This is a genomic window from Defluviitalea phaphyphila (assembly GCF_001466305.1).
GTDB classification, from domain to species: domain Bacteria; phylum Bacillota; class Clostridia; order Lachnospirales; family Defluviitaleaceae; genus Defluviitalea_A; species Defluviitalea_A phaphyphila.
Map to the genome: position 1 here is coordinate 10,384 of NZ_JWID01000030.1, position 6,388 is coordinate 16,771.

The following is a 6,388-nucleotide window of genomic DNA, read 5'->3' on the forward strand; positions in this document are numbered from 1 at the left end:
CCCTAATAAACCATGTTTTCTAATACTACTTTATTTACCCCGTTTCATACATTTGAAAAATGAAAGGAGTTTATTTTGGTTATACATATAGATAATAAAACTTATATTTCCCTTCGCCCTTCTAGAGCTCTTAATAGGGTCACTTCATCTACATATTCTAAGTCCCCTCCTACTGGAACTCCATTAGCTATCCTTGTTACTTTTATTCCTAAGGGTTTTAGAAGCTTACTAATGTACATAGCTGTTGCTTCTCCCTCTATGGTTGGATTGGTCGCTAGTATTACTTCCTCTGCAGTTTCTTTTTGTATTCTTTCTAATAATTCTTTTATTTTTATGTCTTTTGGTCCAATTCCAAGCATAGGAGAGATTACTCCATGGAGTACATGATATAAGCCCTTGTATTCTTTAGTTTTTTCATAAGCTACTAGATCCCTTGGGTCTTCTACTACCATAATGGTTTTGTGGTCTCTTTTAGGATCTGAACATATATCACATTTTTCTTTATCTGTTAAGGTACAGCATATACTACAGTATTTTATATTTTTTTTAGCTTCCATAATTGCACTTGATAAATTTTCTACATTTTCATCAGGCATATTAATAATATGGAAAGCTAATCTTTGGGCTGTCTTAACTCCAACTCCAGGAAGGGATGATAATGCTTCTATAAGCTTAGCCATGGAATTTCCATAATGGCTCATCTAAAATAATCCTCCTGGTAAGTTCATACCTCCTGTTAGTTTCCCTATTTGCTTATTAGCTAGCTCTTCTACTTGGCGAAGTCCTTCATTAACGGCAGCCATTATTAAATCTTGAAGCATTTCTACATCATCAGGGTCTATAACTTCTGGTTTTATATTAATTGATTGAAGTTGTTTTTTACCATTAAAAACTACTTCTACTGCTCCTCCTCCTGCTGTAGCAGTAACAGTTTTTTCTTCTAATTCTTGTTGCATTTTTTCCATTTCTTTTTGCATCTTTTGAGCTTGTTTTAATAAATTATTCATATTTCCAGGTATCATTCCACCACCAAAATTTTTTCTTGCCATCATTATCCTCCTTATTACTTCATTATCATATCTATATTAACATGAGTATTTAAAAAAATAAATACACTACTCTACTTCTACATTAACATCTTTTTGTTTGAAAAACTCTATAACTTTTTCTATTTGTTCTTTTTCTTCTTTAGCTTCTTCATATCCGCCATAAATTTCTTTATATTTTGCAGTGTATTCGTTAGCTGAAATCAATTTAAGATTAATTTCTTTTTTTATCATCTCTTCTATTTTTTGTTTTATTATATCTTTGTATTTTTCTACGAAAGCTATCATAGAACCATCTTTAAATACTATATAGTAAATATCATCTTCTAAATATCCAGCCTTGGCATCTTTTAGAAATGCTTGTATTACTTCATCTAATTCTAATTTAATATCATTCCATATTTTTACTCCTTTTTTTATATCTTCTGGAACTGCTTTTGGTTTTTTAGCAATTGTCTTTGGAGTAACTTGCACAGCTGAAGAAGAAGTTGAAGAATTAGATACTGTTTCTTTTTTAGTTTCTATTCTTATTCCCTTTTCTAATTTTTCTTCTATTAGTTTTATTCTGTCAATTAAGGAATGATTAGAATCATCCATTATAGGCTGACAAATTCTTATTACAGTTACTTCTAATAATATTCTTTTTTGATCTGCATATTTAAGGTCATTTGATAATTCTGAAAAAATTTTTATCCATCTAAATATGGTATTGCCATCTATTTCTTTGCTTTGTTCTTTTAATAATTCTATATGTTCACGACTTAAATCTAAAATAAGTTCTGGTTTACTAGTACTTTTTATAACTAATAGATTTCTAAGATGGGATATAAAATCTATAACAAATTGAGAAATATCTCTACCTCTTAATATCATATCATCTATTAAAGCCATAGCCTTTAAGCTATCTCTTTTATTTAGTATATTTGTAAATTTGAAAAATACATCTATATCAACGGCCCCTATCATATCTAATATGTCATCAAGGGTAATTTTTTTCCCATAATGAAATGATATACTTTGGTCTAATATGCTAAGGGCATCTCTCATAGACCCTTCTGATAATCTAGCAATATAATGAAGAGCTTCATCTTCTATATCTACTTTTTCTTCTTCCATGTATTTTTTTAACTGGATAGCTATATCATTAGTTGAAATTCTTCTAAAATCAAATCTTTGACATCTAGATAATATAGTAGCAGGAATTTTTTGAGGATCTGTAGTTGCTAAAATAAATATTACATGGGCTGGAGGTTCTTCTAAAGTTTTTAATAGAGCATTAAAAGCTCCTATTGATAACATGTGAACTTCATCTATAATATATACTTTATATTTTCCTTCTGTGGGTAAATATTTTACTTCTTCTCTTATTTCTCTTATATTATCAACTCCATTATTTGAAGCAGCATCTATCTCTATAATGTTCATACTTCTTCCTTCATCTATTTCTATACATGAACGACACTTATTGCAGGGATGTCCATCTATGGGATTTTCACAATTTACTACTTTAGCAAAGATTTTTGCAGTAGAAGTTTTCCCTGTTCCTCTTGTCCCACAAAAGAGATAGGCATGGGCAATTCTTTCTGATTTTATCTGGTTCATTAAGGTAGTAACAATATGATCTTGTCCTACTACATCTTCAAAATTTTTAGGTCTTTTTTTTCTATACAGGGCCATATAGGACATAAATACACCTCTTTATTAAATATATTAAAACTACTTACATATTATATCACAAATTTTAAATTTATATATAAAAGCTTCTATAAATACTAATGTTTATGATTAATTTATGTATTGAAAATATTTTTTATATAATAAATACACTTATGAAATAAATCTGTTAAAAAAGATTTTCATAAGTGTATTCTTAAATAATAAAAAACAGATGGCTAACCATCTGTTTGTATTTTAAATTAATCCGTGCACCTACCGTCGGCAGTCCTCCTCAGGCGTTACCTTTGCAGTTAACTCAAACTAGGCACCCTTGCGGCACATAGAGTGATCTGCTTAGTGCTGCTTCCTTCCGGACCTGACACGGTTCACAGAGCTCTATTGCGCAAGACCCGGTTATCATCGCCACTTACAAAGGGCAGACCCTAAGAAAATAAGGCCTTGGGCAGGCATCACCCCTGCTATAGCGGATTGCAGGTACAGGGCACCGCTAACTCCCCGGCTAGCACGGAAACTTTATGACTTATTAAGTGTTGCACTACTTAGTATATAGATTTTTTTATCATCTGTCAAGCTCCATTTTTTTACTTTTATCCCTCATATTTTTAAAAAATGTTTTTAAAATCTCACTGCATTCTTCTTTTAAAATACCTTCTACTATTTCTACTTGATGGTTAAAAGCTTTTTCTTGAAAAATATTAAGTATAGACCCCCCACAACCAGCTTTTGGATTTCTAGTTCCAAATACTATTTTATCCATTCTAGCTTGCACAATAGCTCCAGCACACATAGGGCATGGTTCTAGAGTAACATACATAGAACATCCTTCTAGTCGCCAATCTTTTAGTACTTTTGCAGCTTCTTCTATGGCTTGAATTTCTGCATGAGCTAAGGGATTTTTATTGGTATTTCTTTTATTATATCCTCTAGCTATTATTTCATCATTATATACGATAACTGCTCCTATGGGTACTTCATCTAAATCAAAAGCTTTTTTAGCTAACTTTAGAGCTTCTTTCATAAAGTAAGTATCTTCTTTCATATTATACTCCTTTTTCAAATCTCCAAGCATCTCTTACCATATCTTCTATATTTCTTTTAGCTGTCCAGCCTAATTCTTTTTTTGCTTTGCTTGCATCGGCATAACATTCTGCAATATCTCCAGGACGTCTTTGTACTATCTCATAAGGAATTTTTATACCATTTACCTTTTCAAAAGCTTCTACTAACTGCAGTACTGATGTTCCTCGCCCTGTGCCAAGATTGTAAATGTGTACTCCTTTATCTAATTTTTCAATAGCAGCAACATGACCTTCTGCTAAATCCATAACATGAATATAATCTCTGACTCCTGTTCCATCTATAGTGGGATAATCATTTCCAAATACTCTTAATTTCTCTAATTCTCCTTTTGCTACTTTTGTTATATAAGGCATAAGATTGTTTGGAATCCCCCTAGGAGATTCACCAATAAGTCCACTATGATGAGCTCCTACAGGATTAAAATATCTAAGAATTGAAACTGCAAAATCAGGATTAGCTTTAGCTGTATCTGTTAATATTCTTTCACTTATGGCCTTAGTTTCTCCATAGGGATTAGTGGTTGGCAAAAGTTCCATATCTTCCAAAAATGGTACTTTATTATCTCCATAGACTGTTGCTGAAGAACTGAAAACAAATTTGTTTACTTTATATTTTAAACAAGCTTTTGATAAAACTATAGTACTAACTAAATTATTATAATAATATTCTAGTGGCTTACTAACTGACTCTCCTACTGCTTTAAATCCAGCAAAATGTATTACTCCATCAATTTTATGTTTAGAAAAAATTTCATCAACCGACTTTTCATTAGTAACATCTATTTCATAAAATATTAAATCTCTTTTAGTTATTTTTTTTATATTTTCTATAGCTTCTGGTTTACTATTGGAAAAATTATCTGCAATGATAATATTATGACCTGCTTCTAATAATGATACCGATGTATGAGACCCTATATATCCTGCTCCCCCAGTTACTAATATATTCATAAAAATTTCTCCTTTCATATTAATTATAAGCTTTATCTCATTTTATCAAACTTATATACTTTTTGCATTTAAATTTTAAGGGCCACTAAAAAAAACCGAAAAACTTGCTTTAGCAAATTTTTCGGTTTTTTAAAAGGTTTTTTAGTGTCCCTGGCGGGAGTCGAACCCACGGCCTTTCGCTTAGGAGGCGAACGCTCTATCCTGCTGAGCTACAGAGACAAAATGGATGAACAAAGTTCATCCCTATCATTTTACATACTATATTAAATTTAGTCAAGCATTAGTATTAAAAAGAACTTTACCTTGCATAAAGCAAATACCCATAAATCTCATCCCTACTAGGGGAGTTCCTACTAATTCTTTTTTGTTTATCACTATTTCAATAGTCATTCCCATAGTTTCTACTAGCATCCAGTATACTTTTTCTTTTGTCCTTTTATTTTCTATTTCTTCTATTTCTTTTATAACACCTAATACTGAATAAGTTGCATCTAAATATTCTACAGGTATAAAGTAGCTTTCTACAACAGATAGAAAATCTTCATATTTAAGTCTCTCTTCTATTATTTTAGATAATTCTTCTTCCTCTATATTAAGAATTTCTTCTGCTTCCTTATCTCCTTGTTGTATTCTTTTTAAAAGGTATTCTCTCCACTTTTTTTGTTCTTTTTCATATTCTATATCAGATTCTGTTTTTTCGATAGGCAATATTATGGTTCCTTTAGAAGATAAACCTACTATTTTTATTCCTTCTACAAAAGTATTTTTATCATTTTCAACTTCTAAGTATTCTACTACATTTTGAACTTGAAATACTATTTCTATTCCTGTTTTTTCTTCCTCACAAATGGCAAAACAAAAATAATCGTCTTCTTCTTCAACTTCTACTTGGGATACGTCTATAATGTATTTAGCTTCCATATAAGGGTCGCAACTTTCAACCTCTATATCTCCATCATTATCTAAAAACCCTCTTAAGATAATCCCCATTCTTTTTCCATATTCTTTATAATACTCTATAAAAACATGCTCTTGGTCATGAAATTTTACAAATTGATTGGTAGGATTTTCAAATATATCATCTATTAATTTATCCCATTGTATTTTTTTCTTTATATTCTTAAATCCTACGGCACTAATATATGTTTCCATATCTCCCCTCCTTTTTTTATATACTATAATTTATCAATATATTTAAACTAATTATCAAATTTTTTATGACATCTTATTCTTATCTTTGTATCTTAACATTTTTTATTATTTATATCAATGATTTAACTGTTCTTTAATTTTGAATGTGAGAATTTTAATTAAGATAGTTTTTATTTTGAGAATATAATGGATAGTAAAAAATAAAAACCTTCTATTTTGTTGATTCAAAATAGAAGGCTTTATCGCACGCAGAAGGATTCGAACCCTCGACACTCTGATCCGAAGTCAGATGCTCTATCCAGCTGAGCTATGCGTGCATATTAGCGCTCTTCATTATACCATAGAATATATATAAATACAATAATTTTATCCACTAAAAAAGTAAAGCATTTTGCTGGTTCGTTGTAAAATTAAATGCAACAGATAAAAAAATATAAAAAAAATAATTGACAACCATAGTGAGAAATCATGTATGATTTAGGT

Annotated in this window: 6 protein-coding genes, 2 tRNA genes and 1 other RNA gene; all 9 read right to left on the reverse strand. The window is 30.3% G+C overall.

From position 1 onward, the window contains the following. Positions 1 to 101: 101 nt before the first annotated feature. A complete protein-coding gene (recR, locus tag OM90_RS11190; protein WP_058486967.1) occupies positions 102 to 701 on the reverse strand; it encodes a recombination mediator RecR in 600 nt (199 codons plus the stop codon). Continuing rightward, positions 702 to 1,052 carry a YbaB/EbfC family nucleoid-associated protein gene (locus tag OM90_RS11195; RefSeq protein WP_408605921.1) on the reverse strand — a complete coding sequence of 117 codons (351 nt, stop codon included), beginning with the start codon at positions 1,050 to 1,052 and terminating at the stop codon, positions 702 to 704. A 63-nt stretch (positions 1,053 to 1,115) separates the two neighbouring features. Further along, positions 1,116 to 2,732 carry a DNA polymerase III subunit gamma/tau gene (dnaX, locus tag OM90_RS11200; RefSeq protein WP_058486969.1) on the reverse strand — a complete coding sequence of 539 codons (1,617 nt, stop codon included), beginning with the start codon at positions 2,730 to 2,732 and terminating at the stop codon, positions 1,116 to 1,118. Between the two features lie 235 nt (positions 2,733 to 2,967). Continuing rightward, positions 2,968 to 3,231, reverse strand: an RNA gene (ffs, locus tag OM90_RS12305) — signal recognition particle sRNA large type. 51 nt (positions 3,232 to 3,282) lie between these two features. Continuing rightward, entirely contained in the window at positions 3,283 to 3,762 is a 480-nt protein-coding gene (gene tadA / locus OM90_RS11205; RefSeq protein WP_058486970.1) for a tRNA adenosine(34) deaminase TadA, read from the reverse strand. 1 nt (position 3,763) lies between these two features. Next, complete coding sequence (galE, locus tag OM90_RS11210) at positions 3,764 to 4,753, reverse strand: UDP-glucose 4-epimerase GalE (RefSeq protein ID WP_058486971.1); 990 nt, start codon at positions 4,751 to 4,753, stop codon at positions 3,764 to 3,766. A gap of 145 nt (positions 4,754 to 4,898) precedes the next feature. Then, positions 4,899 to 4,972: transfer RNA gene (locus OM90_RS11215), tRNA-Arg, on the reverse strand. A gap of 54 nt (positions 4,973 to 5,026) precedes the next feature. After that, positions 5,027 to 5,905, reverse strand: coding sequence for a DUF3881 family protein (locus OM90_RS11220; RefSeq protein WP_058486972.1), 879 nt, complete (start codon positions 5,903 to 5,905; stop codon positions 5,027 to 5,029). Between the two features lie 243 nt (positions 5,906 to 6,148). Beyond that, positions 6,149 to 6,222: transfer RNA gene (locus OM90_RS11225), tRNA-Arg, on the reverse strand. Positions 6,223 to 6,388: the final 166 nt, after the last annotated feature.